We start from the raw sequence: 23,546 nt of genomic DNA on the forward strand, positions 1-23,546 counted from the left end.
CCGGCCGCCAGCGCGCGGCCTCCGACCGGCGTAAGACACGCCTCGGACACGGCTTGTCGTACCCGGCTGGTTAGATCGGAACCGGAGCGCACTGCGAGACGAACCGGAGAGACGATGAGCACGGGCACGAGGAACGGCGCGCAGGCACCCGAGGCGCACGCGGCCGACACCCACGACCTGATCCGCGTGCACGGCGCGCGGGAGAACAACCTCAAGGACGTCAGCATCGAGATCCCCAAGCGCCGGCTGACGGTGTTCACGGGCGTCTCCGGCTCGGGCAAGAGCTCCTTGGTGTTCGACACCGTCGCGGCGGAGTCGCAGCGGCTGATCAACGAGACGTACAGCGCGTTCGTGCAGGGCTTCATGCCGTCGGTGGCCCGGCCCGACGTGGACGTGCTGGACGGCCTGACCACCGCGATCATCGTCGACCAGCAGCGGTTGGGCGCGGACCCGCGCTCCACCGTGGGCACCGCGACCGACACCAACGCCATGCTGCGGATCCTGTTCAGCCGGCTCGGGCTGCCGCACATCGGCTCCGCCAAGGCGTTCTCCTTCAACGTCGCCTCGATCAGCGGGGCGGGCGCGGTCACCGTGGAGCGGGCCGGCAAGACGGTCAAGGAGCGGCGCAGCTTCAGCATCACCGGCGGCATGTGTCCGCGCTGCGAGGGCCGGGGCTCGGTCTCGGACATCGACCTCGCCCAGCTCTTCGACGACACCAAGTCGCTCGCCGAGGGCGCGATCACGGTGCCCGGCTACACCGGGGACGGCTGGATGACGCGGGTCTTCAGCGGCTCCGGCCTCCTCGACCCGGACAAGCCGATCCGCGACTACACCGAGCAGGAGCGGCAGGACTTCCTGTACCGCGAGCCGACCAAGGTGAAGGTCAGCGGTATCAACCTCACCTACGAGGGGCTGGTCCCGAAGGTCCAGAAGTCCATCCTGTCCAAGGACCGGGAGGCGATGCAGCCGCACATCCGGGCGTTCGTGGACCGGGCGGTCACCTTCGCCGCCTGCCCCGCGTGCGACGGCACCCGGCTGACCGAGGCCGCCCGTTCGTCGAAGATCGGCGGGATCAGCATCGCCGACGCCTGCCGGATGCAGATCAGCGACCTCGCCGCGTGGGTGCGCGGCCTCGACGAGCCCTCGGTGGCGCCGCTGCTCGCCGCGCTGCGGCAGACCCTCGACTCCTTCGTGGAGATCGGCCTCGGCTACCTCTCGCTGGAGCGGCCGGCCGGCACCCTGTCCGGCGGCGAGGCGCAGCGGGTCAAGATGATCCGCCACCTCGGCTCCTCGCTCACCGACGTCACCTACGTCTTCGACGAGCCCAGCACCGGCCTGCACCCGCACGACATCCAGCGGATGAACGGCCTGCTGCTGCAGCTGCGGGACAAGGGCAACACGGTGCTGGTGGTGGAGCACAAGCCCGAGGTGATCGCGATCGCCGACCACGTGGTGGACCTCGGTCCCGGCGCGGGCTCGGCGGGCGGCACGGTCTGCTACGAGGGCTCGCTGGAGGGCCTGCGCGCGGCCGGCACGGTCACCGGCCGGCACCTCGACGACCGGGCCTCGGTGAAGAAGGCGGTGCGCACGCCCACCGGCAAGCTGGCCGTGCGGGGCGCCTCCGCGCACAACCTGCGGGACGTCGACGTGGACATCCCGCTCGGCGTGCTGGTCGCCGTCACCGGTGTGGCCGGGTCCGGCAAGAGCTCGCTGGTGCACGGCTCGATCCCGGCCGGGGAGGGCGTGGTGTCCGTCGACCAGGGCGCGATCCGCGGCTCGCGGCGCAGCAACCCGGCCACCTACACCGGTCTGCTGGAGCCGATCCGCAAGGCGTTCGCCAAGGCCAACGGGGTCAAGCCGGCCCTGTTCAGCGCCAACTCCGAGGGTGCCTGCCCGACCTGCAACGGCGCGGGCGTCGTCTACACGGACCTGGCAATGATGGCCGGGGTGGCGACCACCTGCGAGGACTGCGAGGGCCGGCGGTTCGACGCCTCGGTGCTGGAGTACCGTTTCGGCGGCCGGGACATCAGCGAGGTACTGGCGATGCCGGTGACGGAGGCGGAGGCCTTCTTCGCCTCCGGCGAGGCCCGTACCCCCGCCGCCCACCGCATCCTGTCCCGCCTGGTCGACGTCGGCCTCGGCTACGTCAGTCTGGGCCAGCCGCTCACCACCCTCTCCGGCGGCGAGCGGCAGCGCCTCAAGCTGGCCACCCACATGGGAGACAAGGGCGGCGTCTACGTCCTGGACGAGCCGACCACCGGGCTCCACCTGGCCGACGTCGAACAACTCCTGGGCCTGCTGGACCGCCTGGTCGACTCCGGCAAGTCCGTCATCGTGGTCGAGCACCACCAGGCGGTGATGGCCCACGCCGACTGGATCATCGACCTCGGCCCGGGGGCTGGCCACGACGGCGGCCGCATCGTCTTCGAGGGCACCCCGGCGGACCTGGTCGCCGCGCGCGGCACCCTCACCGCCCAGCACCTGGCGGAGTACGTGGGCGCCTGACGCCCGTGTCCCCCGGGCCCGGCCGTTCCGGCGGCCGGGCCCGGGGGGTGAGCCGGTCTACCGGCCGGCGATGGTGTCGGCGAGGCGGGCGAGCGGGGAGGTACCGGGGCGGCGGCTCGCGGCCTCCCGGCGGTCGGCCGCGTGGTAGGCGGCGTAGAGGGCGTGGACGCCGAGCCAGCGGAGGGGTTCGGGCTCCCAGCGGCGGACGGTGTGGCCGACCCAGGGCAGCCGGGTGAGTTCGGTGTCGTGGCCGAGAACGAGGTCGCACAGGGTGCGGCCGGCCAGGTTGGCGGTGGTCACCCCGCTGCCGACGTAGCCGCCGGCCCAGCCGAGGCCGGTGCGGGGGTCGAGGTCGACGGTGGCGCACCAGTCGCGGGGCACGCCGAGCACGCCGGCCCAGGCGTGCTCGATCCGGGCGGTGCGGGCGGCGGGGAAGAACGCGTGCAGGATCTCGCGGAGTTGGCGGACGGTGGCGGGCTGGGTGGCGCCGTCGACGTCCGTCCGGGAGCCGAAGCGGTAGGGGACGCCGCGCCCGCCGAGGGCGATCCGGTCGTCGGCGGTGCGCTGGGCGTACATGTAGGCGTGGGCGAAGTCGCCGAGCACCTCGCGGCCCTCCCAGCCGGCCCCGGCCCAGAAGGACGGCGGCAGCGGCTCGGTGGCGATCATCGCCGAGTTCATCGGCAGCCAGGTGCGGTGTTCGCCCGCGAGGCCCGCGGTGAAGCCCTCGGTGGCGCGCAGCACGTACCGGGCGGTGACGGTGCCGTACGGGGTGACGGCCCGGGGGGTGCGGCCGCCGCGGATCGCGGTGACCGGGGTGCTCTCGTGGAGGTCGACGCCCATCCGCTCGACCGCGTCCGCGAGGCCGGCGGCGAGCTTGGCGGGCTGGACGCGTGCGCCGTGCGGGCTCCAGACGCCGCCGAGGGCGCCGGCGACGCGCAGCCGCTCGGCGGTCTCGGCGGCTCCCAACTCCTGGACGCGGTCGGCTCCGTAGGTGCGCTCCGCCGCGGCGAAGGCGCGCAGGCGGGCGAGTTGGGCGGGGGTGCGGGCGACCTCCAGTACGCCGCCGCGCACCACGTCGGCGTCGATGCCCTCGGCGTCCAGGGTGTCGGTGACCTCGCCGACCGCGGCGTCCATCACCCGCTGCATCGCGGCGGCGGGCTCCCGGCCGTAGCGGCGGGCGAAGGCGGCGCGCCCGGCGAAGCCGTTGTAGAGCCAGCCGCCGTTGCGCCCGGAGGCGCCGTAGCCGCAGAAGCGCTGTTCCAGGACGGCGATCCGCAGTCCCGGCTCGGCCTTCTTGAGGTGGTAGGCCGTCCAGAGGCCGGTGTAGCCGCCGCCGACCACGCAGACGTCGACCTCCCGGTTGCCGGGCAGTCTCGGCCGCGGCTCGGGCAGCCCGAGCCGGCTCCACCAGAAGGACACTCCGCCGTTCACACCCGTGCCACCGGATCCCACGGATCCCGACCTCCGCTCGCGCCGACCGTTTCCCGGACGCTATGCCCGCCCGGTGCCCGGGAACCACCGGCAGCCTGCAAGAATCCGGACCCCGGCGCGAGCACCCTGTCAGGGGAGCAGGCGGTCGAGGACCTCCCCGGCCTCCGTGTCCTCGTCCGCCTCGCAGGCGGCGGCGCGGGCGTCGAAGGCCGCGTTCCGGGCCCGGGCGAGGGCGGCGGCGTCCCGGTCGGGATCGAGGAAGGCGGAGCGCTTCGGGGCCAGGTGCAGCAGGACGGTCCCGCCGCTCCAGTCCGTGGTGAGCTCGACGAGGCCGGTGTCCTCGCCCGCCATGGCGTCGGCCAGGCCGCGCAGGGCGGTGAGCGCCCAGATCATGCCGGGAAGTTCGAAGTCGACGCGGGTGTCGAAGTCCACGGCGAGGGAGCCGGTGGCCTCGTCGTGGCGGAGGGTGAGGCCGCCGTCCTCGTCGAGGCCGCGCAGGAGGGCGGCGTGGTCGCCGTCGATCCAGCGGTCGCACTCGGCGAGGGCGGCGGGCAGTTCGGCGCGGTAGCGACGGCGGACGGCTTCCTCGTGCCAGGGGTCGCAGAGACCGCTCCAGTCCGACTCGGGCCGGGTGGAGGGCGGGGTGACCGGTGAGCGGAGGAACTCCCGCAGCCGGGCCGGCTCCATGGTGACCGCCGCCGCCACCGTGACATACCTCGCCATGTCCACCCCTCCGCCGCTTCTGCCGCGCCCGGTGCGCGGAGCCGATTCTGCCCGCCCCCACCGACAGTCGGCGGGCGGGGGCGGGCAGCGCGTCACGGGGGCCGTGCGGGGTGGCTGGAGAAGCGGTGGGGATGTGTGACGCATTGTCATGAAGAAACGTCAAGGAGCTCCACCCGAGCGGCCGAAGGAGGGAAGACACGTGACCGCACGACCTCTCCGCGCGTTCAGCAGGACGCCCCTTCCCACGCCCTCGGAGGCCCCCGTGCGCACCCTCGCCCAGCTCGCCGCCCGCACCGCCGCCCGCACCGCCGCGCTCACCGCCGCGCTCACCGCCGTCCTGACCGGAGTCCTGGCCGGATCCCTGGCCGGCGCTCCGACCGCACCGGCCGCCGCCGCACTGGCGCCGCGGGAGGTCAACCAGGGCTACAGCATCCCGGTCGGCGCCATCACCGACCTCGGCGCGCTCCCCGTGCTCGGCGGTCTCGGCCTGGACTTCGCCCGGCTGCTGGGCGTCTGACCGCGCCACCCCCGAAGGGCCCGCCCGAGCACGCCGGGCGGGCCGCCGCGCCTCCGGTGGAGTTTCTTCCGCTGCGAGAGTTAGTAATCCCGACACGCCCGCGACAGGCGGGAACACGCCGCCGCAGCCTTCCCGTCACCGCCCGACCATCGCCCGCAACACAGCGCCACACAGCCGCAACACCCCTTCTCACCAGGCAGGACAGGTGATTGACAGGGAGGCACGGGCTTCAGCACGATGAGCGCCGAGCCCACTCGCAGCGCCCCGGACCGGAAGGAGGGCCGATGAGCACCATTCACCGCACCGCCCCGGCCCGCCGCCGCTGTCGCTGTTGTCGCGGGGCGTTCGCCCGCTGACCTCCGGCCCTCCGGCCGGCCGCTCCCCCGGCACCCGTGTGCCGTCCCGCATCCCCTTCCACCGCCCTGCCCGCCCCTCGCCCGTCCTGGGCGAGCCGCCGGGGCGTTCCCGCGCATCCCCGTGTCCGCTCCACGAGAGTCGAGGAACCGCCATGCCCACCGCCACCACCCCTGCCCTGCGCCTCACCCCCGCCGCCGGCCGGATCGGCGCGATCGTGCACGACGTCCGCCTCGGCGGCGACCTGCCCGCCGGGACCGTCGCCGCCCTCGAAGCCGCGCTGTACGAGCACAAGGTGCTCTTCTTCCGCGGCCAGCAGCACCTCGACGACGCCGAACACGAGGCGTTCGCCCGCCTGTTGGGCCAGCCGGTCGGCCACCCGACGGTCCCGAGCGCCGACGGCCGCTACATCTTCGAGCTGGACGCCACCAAGGGCGTGCGCGCCAACAACTGGCACACCGACGTCACCTTCGTCCCGTCCTACCCCAAGGCCTCGATCCTGCGCGCCCTGGAGCTGCCGCCGGCCGGCGGCTCCACGGTGTGGGCCAACACCGCCGCCGCCTACCAGGACCTGCCGCAGCCGCTGAAGGTGCTGGCCGAGTCGCTGCGCGCCGTGCACACCAACGACTACGACTACGCGGCGAGCCTCGCGCTGCGCCCCGAGCTCGCCGACAACGCCGAGGTCGCCGACCTCTTCCGCCAGGTCTTCGTCTCCACCGCGTTCAAGACCGAGCACCCGGTGGTCCGCGTCCACCCGGTGACCGGCGAGAAGAGCATCCTGCTCGGCGCCTTCGCCCAGCGGATCCAGGGCGTCTCGGGGGCCGACGGCAAGGCGCTGATCGCCCTGTTCCAGCGGTACGTGGAGCGGCTGGAGAACACCGTGCGCTGGGACTGGCAGGTCGGCGACGTCGCGATCTGGGACAACCGCGCCACCCAGCACTACGCCGTCAACGACTACGGCGACGAGCCGCGCCTGGTGCGCCGGATCACCCTGGACGGCGACCTGCCGGCGGGCCCGGACGGTGCGGTGAGCCGGCTGCTGGAGCCCGCTGAGCCGCCGCGGGTGGCCGGGCTGGTGCCCGCCGAGCAGCTGGAGGCGGAGACCGCCCGGCAGTCCTGAGCGCGCACGACTCCCGGGAGGGCGAAGCATGTTCACGCAGGATCCGACCGCCGCCACCGCCCGGCCGCGCACCGGGGACGCCCGGCGGGACGTCAACGCCGCCGCCGTCCTGCGGGCGGTGCTGGACCACGGCCCGGTGGCCCGCAGCCGGGTCGCCGTGCTCACCGGCCTGAGCCCGGCCGCGGTCTCCCGCCAGGTGGTCGACCTCGTCCGGCTCGGGCTGCTCCACGAGCGGCCCGAGCTGGCCGGGCCCGGCTCCGGCGCGGTCGGCCGCCCGCAGCTCCCGGTGGACGTCGACACCGACCGGATCGCGGTGGCCGGCCTGCACATCGGCCTGCCGTCCACCACCTTCGCCTTCCTCGATCCCCGCGGAAACGTGCTGCACCGCCGGGAGTTGAGCCACCGCGGCCGCACCGGCCCGGCGGTGCTGCGACCTCTGCTGGAACGGCTGCCCGGGCTGCTCGCCGCCGTACCGGACGGCCGCACCGTGATCGGCCTCGGCGCCGTCGCCGGCGGCGCGGTGGAGCGCGAGCGGGGAGTGGTCAACCGCCACGACCCGCTCGGCTGGCAGGACGTTCCGCTCGGCGCCCTGCTGGCGGAGGCCACCGGGCTGCCCGTCCAGGTGGACAACCACGCCCGGGCGCTGGCCGAGGCGGAGATCCTCTTCGGGCACCCGGCGGCCCGGCGCTCGCTGGTGCACCTGCTGGTCGGCCACGTGGTGGACGCGGCCCTGGCCGTGGCCGGCACCGTGCACGTCGGCCCGGCCTCGCCGACCGGGGAGATCGCCCACCTGCCCGTGCCGGACAGCGACGCACCCTGCCGCTGCGGCCGGACCGGCTGTCTGGCGGCCGCCGCCTCGGACACCACGCTGTTCGAGGCGGCGGCCGCCGAGGGGATCACCGAACGGCCCGACCGCGCCGCCCTGGTGGCGGCCGTCCGGGCCGGCGACCCGCGGGCCGACCGGCTGGTGCGCCGGCGCGCGGAGACCGTCGGCCGGGCGCTCGCCCTGCTGGCCGACGTGGTCAATCCCGATCTGCTGGTCCTGACCGAGCACTTCACCTCCCTCGACCCGGCCTACCTGGCCGTGGTGCGCGACGCGTTCGCGCGCGGCACCCGCCTGCGGCGCGACCCCGACCGGGTGATCGCCCAGCAGCGCGGCGCCGACGTGCTCGCCGTCGCCGCCGGAGCGGCCGCGCTCGGCGCCCTGTACGCCCGCCCGGTGCACGCCCTCACCGCCGCCTCGCAGCCCCACCGACCGACCCCGACAGCTCCTTCCCGCAGAGGACCCCACTCGTGACCAGCCTCCCCACCGCCTCCCCGCTCTCCCGCCGGGCGCTGCTCCGCGGCGGCCTCGCCGGCGCCGGCCTGCTGGCCCTGGCCGCCTGCCGCTCGGCCGCCGACACCGCCGCCGGCCGGTCCGCCGGCGACGCGGCGGGACCGCGCCGCGGCGGCGTCCTCACGGTCGGCGCCAGTGTCGACTTCACCCCGGCCCTGCTGTTCGCCCAGAGCGCCAACACGCTCGTCCAGCGCCTGGTCTTCAACACCCTGACCCGCTACGACGACCAGCTGAAGCCGCAGCCCGAGCTGGCCACCTCCTGGCAGGTCGCCCCGGACGGCACGAGCGTGACCCTCAAGCTGCGCGAGGACGTCACCTTCCACGGCGGGCGCCGGTTCACCGCCGACGACGTGGTGTTCGCCGTCAAGAACCTGCAGAACCCGGCCCGTTCCGCCCAGTTGCGCGCGACCGCGGCCGCCGTCACGGACTTCCGCAAGAACGGCGACTTCGAGCTCACCCTCGTCCTCGCCCATCCGGTGAGCAACATCTTCGACCTCTTCGAGTTCATGATCATCCCGGACTCCGCCACCGTCGAGGAGGCCTTCGCCGGGACCCGGTTGGTCGGCACCGGCCCCTACACCTTCACCGAGCGCAAGCCCGGCAGCTCGCTCACCTTCGCCCGCAACGAAACGTACTGGAACCCCGGCCGCCCCTACCTGGACGGCGTCGAGATCCGGGTGATCCCGCAGTCCGAATCGCTGCTCTCGTCCCTGAAGACCGGCCAGACCCACCTCTCCTACCACGTGCGGGGCAAGGACCTCGCCGCCCTGCGGAGCGACCCGCAGTTCCGCGTCACCTCCTACGACACCGGCGGCGGCGCCTACTACATCGGCGTCAACCTCACGGCCGAGCACGTCGGCGACAAGCGGGTCCGGCAGGCCATCGCCTGGGCCGTCGACCGCGAGCGGCTGGTTCAGCAGGCGCTCGGCGGCTCCGGAACCGTCTCCGCCACGCCCTGGCCCAAGTCCTCCCCCGCGTACAGCGCGGAGGCCGCCGCCCACTACCGGCACGACCCCGAGCGGGCACGGCAGTTGCTCAAGGACGCCGGACTCACCGGCATCACCCTGCCGTTCGCGCACAGCAACGACCCCGGCAACACCGCCGTCGCGCAGGTCCTCCAGTACGACCTCCAGCAGGTCGGCATCGAGACCGTGCTGCAGCCCACCGACTCGCCCACCATGCAGAAGCAGCTGATCGCCCAGGCCATGCCCGCGCTGTGGACGCTCAGCCACGGCTTCGCCCAACTCCACCCCGCCACCCTGGCGGTGAGCGCCTACCCGTTCAACGAGGCCAAGAACAGCTCGCACTTCTCCTCTCCCGCCTACACCGACATCGTGCAGCGCGCCTGGAAGCGGCCCGACAGCGACAGCGAGGAGGCCAAGGCGCTCTACCGGCAGATCACGGACACCCTGCTCGACGAGCAGTTCGTGATCGACCTCGCCATCGCCGGCCTCAGCGAGGTCGCCGGCGGCAAGGCCCGCGGCGCCACGCTCAACAAGTTCGGCTACCTCAACCTCGACGACGCCTACCTCACGGCCTGACGGGACGGCCCGAACCCCATGCGAAGCTTCCTCCTCAAGCGGCTGCCCTCCGGGCTGCTCGTCCTCCTCCTCGCCTCCTTCCTGGTCTTCCTCATCCTGCGGCTGATCCCCGGCGACCCCGCCACCACGCTGGCCGGGCCCGACGCCGGGCCCCAGGCCGTCGCCGCGATCCGCGCCCGACTCGGCCTCGACCAGCCGCTGCTGTCCCAGTACCTGAGCTGGCTCGGCCACCTGCTCACCGGGGACCTCGGCCCCAGCTACGCGATCGGCGGCCAGGTCGCCGACCTGATCGGCGACGGCCTCGGCGCGACCGTCCAACTCACCGCCGCCGCCCTGCTGCTGGTCGTCCTGCTGGCCCTGCCGCTGGGCGTGCTCGGCGCCACCGCCCGGCGCCGCCCGGTCGCCGCCGCCGTGCGCGCCTTCACCACCGCCGTGCTGGCCGTGCCGCCGTTCGTCACCGGCGTGCTGCTGGTGCTGCTGTTCGCCGTCACCCTCGGCCTGCTGCCCGCCGGCGGCCACGAGTCGCTGCTCGACGCCCCCGACCTCGCGCTGCAGTACCTGCTGCTGCCCGCCGTCTGCCTCGCCCTGCCCAGCGCCGCCGTGCTCGCCCGCTACCTCACCGACGGCATCGAACGGGCGCTCGCCGAGGACTACGTGCGCACCGCCACCGCCGTCGGCGTCCCACGGCGCCGGATCGTCTGGCGGCACGCCCTGCCCAACGCGCTGCCCTCCGCCGTCACCGTGCTCGGCCTGCAGATCGGCCACCTGGTCGCCGGGGCGGTGCTGGTGGAGCGGATCTTCGCCTGGCCCGGGCTCGGCCAGCTCGTCGAACAGGGCGTGCTGCGCCGCGACTACCCCGTGGTGCAGGCCCTGCTGCTGCTGATCGTCGCCGGGTACGTCGCCGTCCAACTGCTCACCGACCTCGCGTACGCCTGGCTCGACCCCCGGATCCGGTGGGAGTAACCGATGACCGCCCTGACCGCCCCCGCCCCGGCGCGCCCCGCGCGCCCCGCCGTCCGCAACCGGTACCTCGCCGGGCTGCTCACCGCGCGCGGCCTGACCGGGCTCGCCCTGGTCGGCACCGTCGCCCTGGCCGGCCTGCTCGCCGGGCTGCTCACCGACCGCGATCCCAACGCCCAGGGCCCGCTCGCGCTCGCCGGGCCGAGCGCCGAGCACCCGCTCGGCACCGACGACCTCGGACGGGACCTGCTCAGCCGGGTCCTGCACGGCATCACCACCGACCTCGCGCTGACCTTCGGCGCCGTGCCGGTCGGCGCGCTGCTCGGCTGCTCGCTCGCCCTGCTGGCGGCCTCCCACCGCTGGGCCGACACCGCCGTCCAGCGGCTCTTCGACCTGGTGCTCGCCTTCCCCGGGCTGATCCTGGCGCTGGCCGTCACGGCCGTCCTCGGCCCGGGCCGCTGGCCGGTGTTCATCGTCATCGCGATCGCCGAAGTCCCGTTGTTCGGCCGTCAGCTGCGCTCCGGCATCCTGGTCCAGCGGGAGCGCGAGTACGCGCTGGCCGCCCGGGTCGGCGGCGCCTCCCGGATCCGGGTGCTGCTGCGGCACGTGCTGCCGAACGCCGTCGACCCGCTGATCGTGCAGACCGCGGTGGCCCTGTCGGTCGGCGTGTTCATCGAGGGCGCGATGAGCTTCCTCGGGCTCGGCGTGCGCCCGCCGGAGCCGACCCTCGGCTCGATCCTCAGCCAGTCCGTCGGCTACCTCTCCACCCATCCGACCTTCGCGGCCGCCCCGCTGGCCGCGACCACCGCGCTGGTGCTCGGCTTCACGCTGATCGCCGAGGCCCTGAACCGGGGGATCCGCCGATGACCGGCAGCACACCCGACCGCACCGTCCTGCGGGTCGCCGACCTCACGGTGGCCTTCGACGGCACCACCGCCGTGGACGGCGTCGGCTTCGACCTCGCCGCCGGGGACACCCTCGGCCTGGTGGGCGAGTCCGGCTCCGGCAAGTCCACCACCGCCCTCGCCCTGCTGCACATGCTCCCCGCCGGCGGCCGGATCACCGGCGGCGCGGTGGAGCTGGCCGGCCAGGACCTCGCCGCCCTGACCGAACCGGACCTGCGCGCCGTCCGCGGCCGGCGGATCGCCATGGTCTTCCAGGACCCGATGTCCTCGCTCAACCCCGTCCTCACCGTCGGCAAGCAGCTCGACGAGGCGCTGCGGGCCCACGGCACCCGCCCCGACAAGCGCGAACGCGCCGCCCGCGCGGTGGAGTTGCTCGACCTGGTCGGCATCCTCGACGCCGCCGGGCGGCTGCGCGACCACCCGCACCAGTTCTCCGGCGGCCAGCGCCAGCGCATCATGATCGCCCTCGCGCTGGCCAACGACGCCGAGGTGCTCGTCGCCGACGAGCCGACCACCGCCCTCGACCCGACCGTCCAGCAGCAGATCCTGCGCCTGCTCACCCGGATCAACCGGGAGACCGGCACCGCGCTGGTGGTGATCAGCCACGACCTCGGGGTGATCGCGCAGACCTGCCGCCGGCTGCTGGTCATGCGGCACGGCCGGGTCGTCGAGTCCGGCGACACCGCCGAGGTGCTCACCGCACCGCAACACCCGTACACCAAGCAGCTGCTGGCGGCCGTCCCGCGCCTGGAGGCGCCCTCGGAGGCCGCCGCCAACAGCGCGCCCGGACCCGAGCCGCTGCTCACCGTGACCGGCCTGCGCAAGACCTACGGCTCGCGCCGGCGCGCGGTCACCGCGCTGGACGGCGTCGACCTGGTGCTGCACCCCGGCGAGACGCTCGGCCTGGTCGGCGAGTCCGGCTCCGGCAAGTCCACGCTGGCCCGCGCGCTGGTCCAGGTGCACGCCCCGAGCGGCGGCGGGATCAGCTTCCGGGGCCGGGAGTTCGGGCGCGGCGGCGAGTTGGCCGCCCGGCGCGAGGTGCAGCTGGTCTTCCAGGACCCGTACGCCTCGCTCAACCCCCGGATGACCGCCGGCCAGATCATCGCCGAGCCGCTGATCGCCCACGGCCTGGGCGACCGGGCCGCGCGCCGGCGGCGGGTCGGGGAACTGCTGGAGCAGGTCGGCCTCGACCCCGACAGCGCCGAGCGCCACCCCCGCGCCTTCTCCGGCGGACAGCGCCAACGCATCGGCATCGCCCGGGCGCTGGCGCCCGAGCCGAGTGTGCTGATCTGCGACGAGCCGGTCTCCGCACTGGACGTCTCGGTCCAGGCGCAGGTGCTCGACCTGCTCGCCCGTCTCCAGCGCGACCTCGGCCTCGCCCTGCTGTTCATCGCCCACGACCTCGCGGTGGTCCGGCAGGTGAGCCACCGGATCGCCGTCATGCACCGCGGCCGGATCGTCGAGACCGGACCGGCCGACCGGGTCGTCACCGCACCCGAACACCCGTACACCGCCGAACTCCTGGCCGCGGTACCGCGCCTGGAAGACCGCCCGGACACCCGCCCGGACACCCGGCCCACCGTCCTCACCACCGCCCGGAGCACCGCATGACCGCCTCCCCCGCGTCCCCCGGCGCCGCGCCCCGCCGCGACCCCTACGCCGGCTTCCCCGGCACCGTCGGCCGCACCTTCCGCGAGTCCACCCCCGCCTGGCCCGACCGGGTCCGCCCGCGCGAGGGCGCACCCAACATCGTCGTCGTCCTGGTCGACGACCTCGGGTACAGCGACATCGGCCCGTTCGGCGCCGAGATCCCCACCCCGGCCCTGGACGGCCTCGCCGAGCGCGGCGTCAAGCTGGCCAACTACCACACCATGCCGCTCTGCTCCCCCGCCCGGGCCGCCCTGCTCACCGGCCTCAACCCGCACCGGGTCGGCTACTCCTTCGTCGCCAACGCCGACCCCGGCTTCCCCGGCTACGGCATGGAGGTCGCCGACGACATCCCCACCCTCGCCGAACTGCTGCACGACGCCGGCTACGCCACCTACGCCGTCGGCAAGTGGCACCTCACCCGCGACTCCGCCTCCAACGCCGCCGACAACCGCGCCAACTGGCCGCTCCAGAAGGGCTTCGACCAGTACTACGGCGTCCTGGAGGGCCTCACCAGCCTCTTCCATCCGCACCAACTCGTCCGCGACAACAGCCCGCTGGACATCGACGAACTGCCCGAGGGCTACTACTACACCGACGACATCACCGACCGCGCCATCGACATGCTGACCTCGCTGCGCGCCCACGACAGCGACAAGCCGTTCTTCCTCTACCTCGCCCACAACGCCGTGCACGGCCCGCTGCAGGCCAAGCCCGAGGACCTCGCCCGCCACCGGGGCCGCTACGACGGCGGCTGGGACGAGCTGCGGGCCGCCCGGTTCGCCCGCCAGCTCGCCGCCGGCCACTTCCCGCCCGGCACCGAACTGCCGGACCGCAACGCCGAGTCCGGCCACGAGGTGGGCCCGTGGAGCGGGCTCAGCCCCGCCCAGCGGCAGCTCTACGCCCGCTACATGGAGGTCTACGCCGCCATGGTCGACAACGTCGACCAGAACCTCGGCCGGCTGCTGGAGACGCTCGCCGCGCTCGGCGAACTCGACAACACCATCGTGGTGTTCACCTCCGACAACGGCGGCACCGGCGAGGGCGGCGCCGAGGGCACCCGCAGCTACTTCAGCCGCTTCGTCCACCACCCCGGCCTCCCCGGGGACTGGAACCCCGACGTCGAACGGGAGGCCGACCTGATCGGCGGCCCGCGCTCGCTGGTCCACTACCCGCGCGGCTGGGGCATGGCCTCCAACACGCCGTTCCGCCTCTACAAGGGCCAGACCCACGCGGGCGGCGTCCGCGTCCCCTTCGTGCTCTCCTGGCCCGCCGGCCTCCCGCGCGCCGAGGGCGACCCCGGCGTGCGCACCCAGTACCAGTACGTCACCGACCTGCTGCCCACCCTGCTCGACCTGGCCGGCGTCGACCGGCCCGCGCGGCGCGGCGCGGCCCCCGTGCAGTCCCTGGACGGCTTCCCCTTCACCTCCGTGCTGCGCGACCCGGCCGCCGACTCCACCCACCCCGAGCAGTACTGCGAGATGACCGGCAACCGCAGCTACTACCGCGACGGCTGGAAGCTCGTCACCCTGCACCGCCCCGGCGCCCCCTACGAGGACGGCGAGTGGGCGCTGCACGACCTGCGCACCGACCCCACCGAGATCCACGACCTGGCGGCCGAACACCCTGAGCTGGTCAAGGAGTTGTCCGCCGCCTGGGAGGCCGCCGCCTGGCGCAACGGCGTCTTCCCGCTCTCCGACGGCAGCGGCGCGCTCGCCCGCCGCCACCCCGACGACGACCGGCTGCGCCGCCCGCTGCGGCTGCTCGCCGGCACCCCCGAGCTGGAGCGGTACCGCTCGTCGCGGCTGATCTCCTTCCGCTCCTTCACCATCGAGGTCGAACTCGCCCGGCACGGCGCCGAGGACGCGGGCGTCCTGGTCTCGCACGGCGACCAGGGCGGCGGCTACAGCCTCTACGTCGAGGACGGCCGGCTGCGCCTCGCCTACAACCAGTACGGCGAGCTCTTCGAGGCCGACGCCGGCCCGCTCGCCCCCGGCGCCCGCCTGGTCACCGTCGAGGCGACGGCGGTGGCGGGCCTGCGCTGGGATTTCCGCGTGCTGGTCGACGGCGCCGAGACCGGCCGGCTCGGGCCCGTCCACCAGCTCATCGGGATGGCCCCGTTCCAGGGCATCAGCGTCGGCGTCGACCGGAAGTCCCCGGTCTCCTGGCCGCTGTACGAGCGCCACCGCTCGTTCCGCTACAGCGGCGGCCTGCGCGCCGTCACCTACCTGCCCGGCGACCCCTCCCCCGACGACCCGGCGACCGTCGCCGACGCCCTGCGGAAGGCGGCCGCCGCCTTCGAATAACCGGTCGATCCGCCGATCATTCAGCCGATCATCACGCTATCCTCCGGATGGCTCGTGTCATCCGTCGTCGTCCTGTCCGGGGGAACAGTGATCAGCGAAATCCTGCCCGTGCCCGTCATCGTCGAGACCGCCTACTCCGACCCGCCCGAGGCCCGCCTCGAACCCGAGGAGCAGGCGGTCATCGCCCCCGCCGTCGAGTCCCGGCGCCGCGAGTTCACCACCGTGCGCCACTGCGCCCGGCTCGCCCTGACCCGCCTCGGCGTCCCGTACCAGCCCCTCCTCCCCGGCCTGCGCGGCGCCCCCGGCTGGCCCGACGGCGTCATCGGCTCCCTCACCCACTGCGCGGGCTTCCGCGCCGCCGCCGTGGCCCGCGCCGAGGAGGTCCTCTCCGTCGGCATCGACGCCGAACCCGCTCTCCCCCTCCCCGAGGGCGTCCTCGACGCCATCGCCCTCCCCGGCGAACAGCAGCGCAACACCGCCCTCACCACCGCCCACCCCGACGTCCCCTGGGACCGCATCCTCTTCAGCGCCAAGGAATCCGTCTACAAGACCTGGTTCCCCCTCACCCGGCGCTTCCTGGACTTCTCCGAAGCCGAGCTCACCCTCGATCCCGACGGCACCTTCACCGCCACCCTCCTCGTCCCCTCCCCCCTCCCCACCCTCGCCGGCCGCTGGCGCGTCCACGACGGCCACCTCGCCACGGCCATCACCGTCCTGCGGTGACCGGCCCGGCCCACGCCCGGCCCACGGCGCCGGGCGTGGGCCCTTTGCCGCCCCAAGCCCCGTGGCCGCCCCGGGCGAACCGCGCCCGCCGGCCCGGGAGGCGCGCCTTCCCGGGAGCCGCCGCCCGCACCGGGCCGAGGGGATCCCTCCGCGCACCGGACTCCACCGCCGTTCCGGGGCCTGCCACCAACATCTGCTTTGTAAGAACAGCGCTCGACGGCCGGTCTCCGCCACAGGCGGTCAGATCCAGCCGTGGCGGCGGGCGTGGTGGAGGGTGGCGCGGGGTCCGGTGGTGCCGAGCTTGGTCGCGGCGGTGGTGAGGTGGCGGCGGACGGTGGCCGGGGGGAGGCCGGTGGGGGTGCCGGTGGCGGCGAGGTCGAGGATGTCGAGTTCGTCGGCGGTCAGGACGGTGGTGTCCGGGGCCAGGCTGTCCGGGTGGATGTAGCGGGCGCCGGCGTGGACGGTGCGGACGGCGCGGGCGAGGTCGGCGGCGGAGACGCTGCGGGGCAGGAAGCCCCGGGCGCCCGCGCGCAGGGCTCGGCGCAGGTCGCCCGGGCGGTCGCGGGTCGCGATGATCACGGTCGGGCAGGGCGGGAGCGGTGAGCCGTCGAGGGCCGGGGAGCGCAGGGCGAGGACGGCGACATCGGGTCGCCGGCGCACGGCCAGGGCCGTCGCGGACGGGGCGGAGTCGGCCTCGGCGACGACGGCGAGGCCCTCCTCCAGGGCCAGCAGGGCGGCCAGCGCCGCCCGGCGGCCGGGCTCGTCGTCGGCCAGCAGGAGGCGGAGGCTGGGCAGGCGCTCGGTCATGCGGTTCAGCCTCTCAGCGACCCCGGGGCGGCAGTAGTGCGTGCACTCACCGAGGGTAGTGAGAATCCTCATGGTCGGCCCGTGACAAATGCCATGACGGAACGCCACCGAGCGGGGCCGGAATCGGGGAGTCCGCAGGTCGGGGCAGAGCTGGGGCCGGAGGCTCATGCTCCTGGGACAACGACGGAGGGAGGGTGGTGGTACGTCGCCCGTGGGGCTGGAGCACGGGCAGGGATGATCACGAGGTGTCACTATGAGTAGCCATTCTGTGAGCGGGGTTCCCGCGCTGGCGGTGACCGTGCACACCAAGGAGGAGGGCGCGGTGGCCGGCGATCTGCTGGGGTACGGGCTGCTGACGAGCACGGCGACCGTCCTGGTGCCGGACCCGGTCGAGGCCCTGGCCAACCCGTGGCGGAGGTTCATCGCCCGGATATCGCGCTCGCCGGGGGGCGGGGACAAGTCCGTGGACGTGCCGGTCGGCGGCGTCAGCGTGGCGGCGCTCGACGGGGACGGGATCACCACGGCGGCGGTGGTGCTGACGCTGGTCTGGGACGAGCCGTTCCCGGTGGCGGACGTGAAGGTCACCAAGGAGCAGTTGGCCGACGCCCTGCTGCGCAACCACGGGGACCAGTGGGCGACCTACGCCGAGCTGGGGTTCCGGGTGGTGCCGCCGGAGAAGACCGGGTCGGTGGACACCTGGTGGCTCGGAGGCACCGAGTCGCTCGTCGGGGTCGCCGGGAGCACCAGCACGTTCGTGGCCGGCACCTGTTGCAGCAGCCGGGTCTGCTGCAGGCCGCCGAAGACGGCAGCCGCGTGACGACGGCGGTGGACTGATGGCGGCGGTGTCGTGATGACGTCGGTGGCGCAGGAACAGGGCCGGACCCGGCCGCCGGGGGCGGCGCGGTGGCTGCGGTCGGTGTGGGTGCAGGACACCGCGCTGGCCGTGGTCGCGGTCATGCCGGAGCTGTTCTACTTCGGCTCGCTGATCGCCCCGTGGGCGGACTGGCGGCAGCGGATGTGGATGCTGCTGCTCGCCCTCGCCGAAGCGCTGGCCCTGGTGGTGCGCCGCCGCCGTCCGCTGGCGGTGTTCGCCGCGGTGTGGGCGATCGCCGTCGCCTCCGATCTGCTGTCGTTCGCCGACGCGATCGACTACACCCCGTGCTTCGGTCTGCTGATCGCCCTCTACACCGTCGCCGCGCAGTACCGCCTGCGGGTCGCCCTGCCGGTGCTGGTGCTCGGCCTCGTCCCGATGGGGCTGGCGATCGCCGAGACGATCGGCAGCTACCACGGCCCGTTGACGGTCCCCGTGCTGGTCTCGAACATCGCGTTCTACGTCCCGGTGACGCTGGTGGTGTGGGGGTTCGCCCGGTGGAGCCTGGCGACCAGGACCGAGGCGCAGCGGCACCGGGAGGAGGTCGCCGAGGCGCGGCTGCGGGTCACCCGGGAACGGGTGCGGATCGCCCGGGAGCTGCACGACATCGTCGCCAACGCCGTCGCGGTGATCGTCATGCAGGCGGAGACGGCGCGGGCCACGGCCCTGGTGGATCCGGCCCGCGGCGAGGCGTTCGCGAACATCGAGGCCCTCGGCCGCTCGACGATGGCCGAGCTGCGGCACATGCTGCGGCTGCTGCGCAGTTCGGAGGCGGCGACCGAGGACGGGTACACCCACGGGCTGGGCGATCTGGACCAGCTGCTGGCGGACGTCCGCAAGGCCGGCGTCAGGATCTCGCTGGAGACCAGGGGCACACCGCTGCGGGTCGACGACAGCGTCGGCCAGACGGCCTACCGCCTGGTCCAGGAGGCCGCCACCAACATCACCAAGCACGCCGGCCCGGGGACCCACGCGGTGGTGCGGATCACCTGGGACCGGGCGCTGCTGATCGAGGTGGTGGACGACGGCGCGGGGCGCCCGCCGGACGGGGAGGCCGAGGCGCACCCGGAGCTGTCGACCGGGCACGGGCTGCTGGGGCTGCGCGAGCGGGTGGCGCTGTACGGCGGGCTGCTGAGCGCGGAGCCCTACGGGCCCGGGTTCCGGGTGGCGGCGGCGCTGCCGGTGTCCACGGCGAGCGGCACGGCGCCGGTGCCGCGGTGAGGCACCGGCCGGACGCCGGGGCACCGGTGTCCCGGGGCCGCTGTCCCGGGGCCACGGCGGCCCGGCGCCCGGACGCGGGACCGGTCGGTCAGCAGAAGAGCCGGTCCCGGGCGACGCGGCGCAGCGTTCCGGCGGCCTCGGTCTGGGCGCAGCGGACGATGCCGGTGTCCATGGACCCGTACGTGATGAACTTCCCGGTGGTGCCGCCGCCCGGAACGGCGCTGACCCACGAGCCGGTGCCGGGGCCCGTCTGGACGCAGACGTACTTGACGTACTCGCCCCGGACCTTGCGGGTCCCCCGGTAGAGGCCGTAGCGGTCGGGCTCGTTGTAGCTCCACGTGGTGGTGACCGTGGAGGTGCTGGTGGACGAGGTGGTCGTCTGGACCGGGAAGCCGACCCACGCCTCGGCCTTGCGGAGGATCTCGCTCTCCGCGGCGGTGATGTTCGCGTTGCCGTCGACGGACGTGGTCACCGAGTCCGCCCGGGGCAGGCCGTCGGTGCGCGTCCCGGTGGATCCCGGGGTGACGACCATCCGGAGGAAGTCGGTGACGGTCGGGTCCACCTGGGTGGTGATCACGTCCACCCACGGGGCGTCCACGGCGGGGTTGCAACTCGTCCTCAGCGGGCGGGTGTCGGCGTGGGCGGTGGCGGCCCCGACACCGCCGATCTCCAGCAGGGCCAGGGCCGCCATGGTGGCGGCCGCGGTCGCGGCCGTGCGGCGGCGCGTCCTGTGGGCGGGGGTCATCCGTACTCCTCCGTCGGTCGTCGGCCGGCCCGGACGCGGGCGCGCCCCGGGCGGAAGTGCGCGGGCGTTGCGTCTCGCATCCTCACCGACACGACGGGTGCGCCGGTATCCCAGATTTGTTGGATGACCCGTTCCTCCGAGCGGAAGGTCCGCCTACCGGAAGGCGTCGGAGAGCCGGACGAAGGTGCGGCCGGCGGCCAGTAGGGCGGGGAGGGCGGCGGCGACGCCGCGGGCGGTGCCGGAGGCGGGCCGGTTCATGTGCGCGATGACGATGCCGCCCGGTGCGGCGGCGGCCAGCTCCCGCTGGACCTGGGCGGCGGGGAGGGTGGCACCGCCGTCGGCGTTGGTGCTGAATCCGGCGATCCGCTGGCCGAGGTCGGCGGCGATCCGGGTGGCGACGTCGTCGTAGTGGGCGGTGCCCGAGCGGAAGAAGCGGGGCGGGTGGCCGAGGAGGGCGGTGAGCTTGGCCAGGTTGCCCGCGATCTCGTCGTAGACCTCGCCGGGGTCGCGGGTTCCGGCGATGCCGTAGGCGGAGCGGCCGGTGACGGAGAGCGGGCGGTGGACGGTGCCGTGGTTGGCGATCTCGAAGAGGGGGTCGGCGGCGAGGTTCTCGAAGACCCCGGGGTTGGCGTCGATCCAGCGGGCGTTGAGGAAGAGGGTGGCGGGGACGCCGTGGGCGCGGAGGGCGGCGACGAGGGCCGCGTCGTAGCCGGAGCCGCCGGAACCGCCGCAGGCGTCGAAGGTGAGGGCGACGGCCGGGGCGGCGGCGTTGGGGAGGGTGCTGAGCACGCCGGGGACGTCGAGGCCCCAGGCGGTGGGGGCGGCACCGGCGTAGCGGGCGGTGACGGCCGCGCGGGTGGGCGGCGCGCCGGACGGGGTGGCGGCCGCGGAGGGCGCGGCGGAGGGTGTCGGGCTCGCGGAGGGCGAGGCGTTGACGGAGGGAGCGGCGGACGGTGAGGGCGTCGCGGAGGGGGTCGCGGAGGGCGAGGGGGACGCGGACAGCGAGGGCGTCGCGGACGGCGAGGGCGAAGGGGCCGCGGACGGGGTGGCGGCGGGCGAAGGCGCACCGGACGTCGGCGGGGCCGAGGGCGGGGCCTCGGTGGGCGGCGCCGCCGTCGGCGGCTGGGCGGCCGGGGTGGGCGCGCAGCCGGCCAGGGCGGTGCCGGCCGCGGCCGCCAGGAGGGTCCGCCGACTGAGTGCCATGAGAGCTCCGAACCTGTCCGACCGTCAGGGACCACCGATCCACGCCCCTCCATTCAGAGCCGCCGCGGCCGCCCGTGCAAGCGGGCGCGGCCTTCACGGGGCTGCCGCACGGCCGTGGGGCCCGGCTCACCGGAGGTTCATCGGGAAGGGTACGAGACTCCGCTGACATCCCGGCGAGAGCGGAGGCTCCCGATGGCGCAGGACAGGCACGAGGACGGCACGGCGGCACGGCTGGGCCGGCGCGGACTACTGGCGGCGGGGGCGCTCGGGGCGGTGGCGGCGGCCACCGCGACCGCGGGCGTCGCCCGGGCGGACGACGGCGGGACGGCCGACGGTGCGGCGGCCGACGGCGGGGCGGGCACCGAGCGGACGATCGCGCTGACCGGCAGGCTGGCGACCGGTGCCCCCGACTTCGTGTACCTCCCCTTCGACGTCCCGGCCGGCGTCCGCGAGATCGCCGTCTCCTACCAGTACGACAAGCCGGCCGTCCCGCCCGGCACCCCGGGCAACTCCTGCGACATCGGGCTCTTCGACGAGCGCGGCACCGAGCTCGGCGGGCGCGGTTTCCGCGGCTGGTCCGGCGGCTTCCGGACGTCGTTCGCGGTGAGCCGGGAGCAGGCCACCCCCGGCTACCTGCCGGGCCCGATCCGCCCGGGCCGGTGGCACGTCGTGCTGGGGCCCTACCAGGTGGCCCCGCAGGGGCTGGAGTACCGGGTCGACGTGACGCTGCGGTTCGGCGCGCCGGGCGGCGAGTTCACCCCTGCCTACCCGCCTGAGCGCGCCCGGGGCCGCGGGCGGGCCTGGTACCGGGGCGACTGCCACCTGCACACGGTGCACTCCGACGGGCGCCGCCGGCCCGCCGAGGTGGCCGACGGCGCACGCGAGGCGAAGCTGGACTTCATCGTGTCGACGGACCACAACACCACCTCCTCCCACGGAGTGTGGGGCCCGCTCGCCGGACCCGACCTGCTGATCGTGCTCGGCGAGGAGGTGACCACCCGCAACGGCCACTGGCTGGCGCTGGGGCTCCAGCCGGGCCGGTTCGTCGACTGGCGCTACCGCTCGCGCGACGGGGCCTTCCCCCGGTTCGCCCGCGAGGTGCGGCGGCAGGGCGGGCTGGTGGTGCCGGCACACCCGTACTGCCCGTACGTCGCCTGCCAGTGGAAGTTCGGGTACGAGGACGCGGACGCCGTCGAGGTGTGGAACGGCCCGTGGACGTACGACGACGAGTCGGCGGTGGACACCTGGGACGCCGGGCTGGCGGTGGCGCTGCGCGACGGGCGGTCCTGGCTGCCCGCGATCGGCAACAGCGACGCCCACAGCGTCCCGCAGGTGATCGGCTCGCCGCACACGGTGGTCTTCGCCGAGGACCTGAACCGGGACGACGTCCTGGCGGGCCTGCGCGCCGGCCGCAGCTGGCTGGCCGAGTCGGCGGCCGTCCAGCTGGAGTTCACCGCGACCGGCAACGGCCGGCAGGCCGGGATCGGCGAGGAGCTGGCCGTCCCGGCGGACGCGCCGGTGGACGTCCGGCTCACCGTCTCCGGGGTGCCGAACGGCACGGTGCGGTTCCTGACCGACGAGGGGCAGCTGCACCAGGAGTCGCTGCCGGCCGAGGGCGCCGGGACGGTGGTGTGGCGCACCACGGCCTCGCTCGCCGCGTTCGTCCGGGCCGAGGTCCGCCACCCGAAGGCGGACGGGACCCCGGGACGGGGCAACGCGATGGGCCCGGACCTGCCGTGGGGGCCGATGGCCGCGCTGACCAATCCGATCGTGCTGCGGACCCGGAGGTAGCGCGGAGGCGGCCGGGAAGCGGGGGGACCGCGAGGGGACGGCGGGAGGTCCGGGGAGAGGGGACTTCGGGGCGTGCGGTGGACTAGGTTGATCTCCGACAGCAGTCACTCATATGACGAGACGGTCGGCTGTCCGTATGTCCGGGTTTGCCCGCACGCCCTCCGGCCGTCCCGCCCCCGCTCCCCGTCCGTCCCCGGCCCGCGAAGGGATCAGCAGCTGTGAACCGTACGACCGTAGGTGGGCCGGAGCTCGGAGGCGGACGGGGGGCGGGCAGCGTGGTCGTCCTCTCCGACCCGGCCGCCGGCGCCGGGAGCGGCGCGGTCGCCCCGCTGGTCGCGGACGCGCTCTTCCCGAGCGTCCACCTGCGCGCGGAGGACTTCCGGCGGTCGGTCCGGCAGGGGTACGTGGAGGCGGACCGGCCGGAGGCGCGGCGGCAGAACGTGACCGCGCTGGCCGCCACCGCGCAGGCCGCCTTCGCGTTCGCCTCGGGCGGCTACCAGGTGGTGGTGGAGGGCTCGGTCGCGCCGACGGCGCTGGACGCCTTCCGCCGGGAGAGCCGGGCGACGGGGGCGGCGCTGCACTACGTGGTGCTCAACGGGGGCGCGGTGGCGGAGACGGACGGCTCGGCCGGCGACGACGCCGAGGTCACGGCCGACACGGTGCTGGCCGGGCTGCGGCGGGGGGCGTACCTGCTGGGGTGGTGACCTCGGCGGGCCGCCCCGGTCCACGGGGCGGCCCGAGGGGCCGGCGGAGCCGGGGGGCCGGGGGGTTTCACGGCTGTCTCTTATACACAAAAGACGCAGCCGACCATAGGGGGGGTGTAGATATAGGTGGTCGCCG

The 23,546-nt window shown here is 74.8% G+C and carries 19 protein-coding genes; 14 read left to right on the forward strand and 5 right to left on the reverse strand.

Annotated elements, in window-relative coordinates; translation table 11 throughout:
* Positions 1-114 precede the first annotated feature (114 nt).
* On the forward strand, positions 115-2,505 hold the full coding sequence (locus ACFVFS_RS31045) for an ATP-binding cassette domain-containing protein (RefSeq protein WP_380628146.1): 2,391 nt from the start codon (positions 115-117) through the stop codon (positions 2,503-2,505).
* A 57-nt stretch (positions 2,506-2,562) separates the two neighbouring features.
* On the opposite strand, the gene ACFVFS_RS31050 is transcribed toward ACFVFS_RS31045, so the two are convergent.
* Positions 2,563-3,936, reverse strand: coding sequence for an NAD(P)/FAD-dependent oxidoreductase (locus ACFVFS_RS31050; RefSeq protein ID WP_380628147.1), 1,374 nt, complete (start codon positions 3,934-3,936; stop codon positions 2,563-2,565).
* A 129-nt stretch (positions 3,937-4,065) separates the two neighbouring features.
* The gene (locus ACFVFS_RS31055; protein ID WP_380628148.1) at positions 4,066-4,659 is read right to left on the reverse strand and encodes a hypothetical protein; all 594 of its coding nucleotides are present in this window, start codon (positions 4,657-4,659) and stop codon (positions 4,066-4,068) included.
* A gap of 199 nt (positions 4,660-4,858) precedes the next feature.
* On the opposite strand from ACFVFS_RS31055, the gene ACFVFS_RS31060 reads away from it, so the two are divergent.
* The 9 genes from ACFVFS_RS31060 to ACFVFS_RS31100 all read left to right on the forward strand — a co-directional run bounded on the left by ACFVFS_RS31060 (position 4,859) and on the right by ACFVFS_RS31100 (position 16,068).
* Positions 4,859-5,176 (forward strand): hypothetical protein, encoded by a 318-nt coding sequence (locus tag ACFVFS_RS31060; RefSeq protein ID WP_380628149.1) that lies wholly within the window; start codon positions 4,859-4,861, stop codon positions 5,174-5,176.
* A gap of 508 nt (positions 5,177-5,684) precedes the next feature.
* Positions 5,685-6,650 carry a TauD/TfdA dioxygenase family protein gene (locus ACFVFS_RS31065; RefSeq protein ID WP_380628150.1) on the forward strand — a complete coding sequence of 322 codons (966 nt, stop codon included), beginning with the start codon at positions 5,685-5,687 and terminating at the stop codon, positions 6,648-6,650.
* 28 nt (positions 6,651-6,678) lie between these two features.
* On the forward strand, positions 6,679-7,947 hold the full coding sequence (locus tag ACFVFS_RS31070) for an ROK family protein (RefSeq protein WP_380628151.1): 1,269 nt from the start codon (positions 6,679-6,681) through the stop codon (positions 7,945-7,947).
* Positions 7,944-9,527 (forward strand): ABC transporter substrate-binding protein, encoded by a 1,584-nt coding sequence (locus ACFVFS_RS31075; protein ID WP_380628153.1) that lies wholly within the window; start codon positions 7,944-7,946, stop codon positions 9,525-9,527. Before ACFVFS_RS31070 ends, ACFVFS_RS31075 begins: the two co-directional genes overlap by 4 nt.
* A gap of 18 nt (positions 9,528-9,545) precedes the next feature.
* Positions 9,546-10,490, forward strand: a complete 945-nt coding sequence (locus ACFVFS_RS31080) for an ABC transporter permease (protein WP_380628154.1) — start codon at positions 9,546-9,548, stop codon at positions 10,488-10,490.
* Between the two features lie 3 nt (positions 10,491-10,493).
* A complete protein-coding gene (locus tag ACFVFS_RS31085) occupies positions 10,494-11,354 on the forward strand; it encodes an ABC transporter permease (RefSeq protein ID WP_380628155.1) in 861 nt (286 codons plus the stop codon).
* Positions 11,351-13,003, forward strand: a complete 1,653-nt coding sequence (locus tag ACFVFS_RS31090; RefSeq protein ID WP_380628156.1) for an ABC transporter ATP-binding protein — start codon at positions 11,351-11,353, stop codon at positions 13,001-13,003. Before ACFVFS_RS31085 ends, ACFVFS_RS31090 begins: the two co-directional genes overlap by 4 nt.
* Positions 13,000-15,345 carry an arylsulfatase gene (locus tag ACFVFS_RS31095; protein ID WP_380628157.1) on the forward strand — a complete coding sequence of 782 codons (2,346 nt, stop codon included), beginning with the start codon at positions 13,000-13,002 and terminating at the stop codon, positions 15,343-15,345. The genes ACFVFS_RS31090 and ACFVFS_RS31095 overlap by 4 nt, the downstream gene beginning before the upstream one ends.
* An 87-nt stretch (positions 15,346-15,432) precedes the next feature.
* Positions 15,433-16,068 carry a 4'-phosphopantetheinyl transferase gene (locus tag ACFVFS_RS31100; RefSeq protein ID WP_380628158.1) on the forward strand — a complete coding sequence of 212 codons (636 nt, stop codon included), beginning with the start codon at positions 15,433-15,435 and terminating at the stop codon, positions 16,066-16,068.
* Between the two features lie 240 nt (positions 16,069-16,308).
* Here the strand turns inward: ACFVFS_RS31100 and ACFVFS_RS31105 are convergent, their stop codons facing one another.
* Positions 16,309-16,875 (reverse strand): response regulator, encoded by a 567-nt coding sequence (locus tag ACFVFS_RS31105; RefSeq protein ID WP_380628159.1) that lies wholly within the window; start codon positions 16,873-16,875, stop codon positions 16,309-16,311.
* A 253-nt stretch (positions 16,876-17,128) separates the two neighbouring features.
* On the opposite strand from ACFVFS_RS31105, the gene ACFVFS_RS31110 reads away from it, so the two are divergent.
* Positions 17,129-17,692 carry a hypothetical protein gene (locus ACFVFS_RS31110; protein WP_380628160.1) on the forward strand — a complete coding sequence of 188 codons (564 nt, stop codon included), beginning with the start codon at positions 17,129-17,131 and terminating at the stop codon, positions 17,690-17,692.
* 42 nt (positions 17,693-17,734) lie between these two features.
* Positions 17,735-18,967, forward strand: coding sequence for a sensor histidine kinase (locus ACFVFS_RS31115; protein WP_380628161.1), 1,233 nt, complete (start codon positions 17,735-17,737; stop codon positions 18,965-18,967).
* An 88-nt stretch (positions 18,968-19,055) separates the two neighbouring features.
* Here the strand turns inward: ACFVFS_RS31115 and ACFVFS_RS31120 are convergent, their stop codons facing one another.
* Complete coding sequence (locus ACFVFS_RS31120; RefSeq protein WP_380628162.1) at positions 19,056-19,712, reverse strand: hypothetical protein; 657 nt, start codon at positions 19,710-19,712, stop codon at positions 19,056-19,058.
* 153 nt (positions 19,713-19,865) lie between these two features.
* Complete coding sequence (locus ACFVFS_RS31125) at positions 19,866-20,915, reverse strand: polysaccharide deacetylase family protein (RefSeq protein WP_380628163.1); 1,050 nt, start codon at positions 20,913-20,915, stop codon at positions 19,866-19,868.
* Between the two features lie 192 nt (positions 20,916-21,107).
* On the opposite strand from ACFVFS_RS31125, the gene ACFVFS_RS31130 reads away from it, so the two are divergent.
* Positions 21,108-22,706, forward strand: a complete 1,599-nt coding sequence (locus ACFVFS_RS31130) for a CehA/McbA family metallohydrolase (RefSeq protein WP_380628164.1) — start codon at positions 21,108-21,110, stop codon at positions 22,704-22,706.
* Positions 22,707-22,924: 218 nt separating this feature from the next.
* Positions 22,925-23,410 (forward strand): hypothetical protein, encoded by a 486-nt coding sequence (locus tag ACFVFS_RS31135; protein ID WP_380628165.1) that lies wholly within the window; start codon positions 22,925-22,927, stop codon positions 23,408-23,410.
* Positions 23,411-23,546 lie beyond the last annotated feature (136 nt).

This window comes from Kitasatospora sp. NPDC057692 (assembly GCF_042799475.1).
Classification (GTDB): domain Bacteria; phylum Actinomycetota; class Actinomycetes; order Streptomycetales; family Streptomycetaceae; genus Kitasatospora.

Coding starts and splice junctions, on each gene's coding strand:
- ACFVFS_RS31045 (WP_380628146.1), top strand. CDS start 115: ATGAGCACGGGCACGAGGAACGGCGCGCAGGCACCCGAGGCGCACGCG.
- ACFVFS_RS31055 (WP_380628148.1), bottom strand. CDS start 4,659: ATGGCGAGGTATGTCACGGTGGCGGCGGCGGTCACCATGGAGCCGGCC.
- ACFVFS_RS31065 (WP_380628150.1), top strand. CDS start 5,685: ATGCCCACCGCCACCACCCCTGCCCTGCGCCTCACCCCCGCCGCCGGC.
- ACFVFS_RS31070 (WP_380628151.1), top strand. CDS start 6,679: ATGTTCACGCAGGATCCGACCGCCGCCACCGCCCGGCCGCGCACCGGG.
- ACFVFS_RS31080 (WP_380628154.1), top strand. CDS start 9,546: ATGCGAAGCTTCCTCCTCAAGCGGCTGCCCTCCGGGCTGCTCGTCCTC.
- ACFVFS_RS31085 (WP_380628155.1), top strand. CDS start 10,494: ATGACCGCCCTGACCGCCCCCGCCCCGGCGCGCCCCGCGCGCCCCGCC.
- ACFVFS_RS31090 (WP_380628156.1), top strand. CDS start 11,351: ATGACCGGCAGCACACCCGACCGCACCGTCCTGCGGGTCGCCGACCTC.
- ACFVFS_RS31095 (WP_380628157.1), top strand. CDS start 13,000: ATGACCGCCTCCCCCGCGTCCCCCGGCGCCGCGCCCCGCCGCGACCCC.
- ACFVFS_RS31105 (WP_380628159.1), bottom strand. CDS start 16,875: ATGACCGAGCGCCTGCCCAGCCTCCGCCTCCTGCTGGCCGACGACGAG.
- ACFVFS_RS31110 (WP_380628160.1), top strand. CDS start 17,129: ATGAGTAGCCATTCTGTGAGCGGGGTTCCCGCGCTGGCGGTGACCGTG.
- ACFVFS_RS31120 (WP_380628162.1), bottom strand. CDS start 19,712: ATGACCCCCGCCCACAGGACGCGCCGCCGCACGGCCGCGACCGCGGCC.
- ACFVFS_RS31125 (WP_380628163.1), bottom strand. CDS start 20,915: ATGGCACTCAGTCGGCGGACCCTCCTGGCGGCCGCGGCCGGCACCGCC.
- ACFVFS_RS31130 (WP_380628164.1), top strand. CDS start 21,108: ATGGCGCAGGACAGGCACGAGGACGGCACGGCGGCACGGCTGGGCCGG.